Here is a 1,003-nt window from a genome sequence, read left to right on the forward strand (position 1 = left end):
CACTCACAGAAGAAGCACCGGCTAACTCCGTGCCAGCAGCCGCGGTAATACGGAGGGTGCAAGCGTTAATCGGAATTACTGGGCGTAAAGCGTGCGTAGGCGGCTTGGTAAGCCGGTTGTGAAAGCCCCGGGCTCAACCTGGGAATGGCATCCGGAACTGTCAGGCTAGAGTGCAGGAGAGGAAGGTAGAATTCCCGGTGTAGCGGTGAAATGCGTAGAGATCGGGAGGAATACCAGTGGCGAAGGCGGCCTTCTGGACTGACACTGACGCTGAGGTACGAAAGCGTGGGTAGCAAACAGGATTAGATACCCTGGTAGTCCACGCCGTAAACGATGTCGACTAGCCGTTGGGGTCCTTGAGACCTTTGTGGCGCAGTTAACGCACTAAGTCGACCGCCTGGGGAGTACGGCCGCAAGGTTAAAACTCAAATGAATTGACGGGGGCCCGCACAAGCGGTGGAGCATGTGGTTTAATTCGATGCAACGCGAAGAACCTTACCTACCCTTGACATCGTGCGAACTTGGTAGAGATACCTTGGTGCCTTCGGGAGCGCACAGACAGGTGCTGCATGGCTGTCGTCAGCTCGTGTTGTGAAATGTTGGGTTAAGTCCCGTAACGAGCGCAACCCTTGTCCTTATTTGCCAGCGATTCGGTCGGGAACTCTAAGGAGACTGCCGGTGACAAACCGGAGGAAGGTGGGGACGACGTCAAGTCATCATGGCCCTTACGGGTAGGGCTACACACGTGCTACAATGGCCGGTACAATGGGTCGCAAAGCGGCGACGTGGAGCTAATCCCATAAAGCCGGTCTCAGTCCGGATCGGAGTCTGCAACTCGACTCCGTGAAGTCGGAATCGCTAGTAATCGTGCATCAGAATGGCACGGTGAATACGTTCCCGGGCCTTGTACACACCGCCCGTCACACCATGGGAGTGGACTGCACCAGAAGTGGTTAGCCTAACTTCGGAGGGCGATCACCACGGTGTGGTTCATGACTGGGGT

General features: G+C 56.1%; 1 rRNA gene. It reads left to right on the plus strand.

The window, feature by feature from the left end:
* Positions 1 to 1,003, plus strand: a 16S ribosomal RNA gene (locus QWY74_RS12920); the annotation flags it as partial.

Source organism: Halomonas almeriensis (assembly GCF_030409235.1).
Classification (GTDB): domain Bacteria; phylum Pseudomonadota; class Gammaproteobacteria; order Pseudomonadales; family Halomonadaceae; genus Halomonas; species Halomonas almeriensis.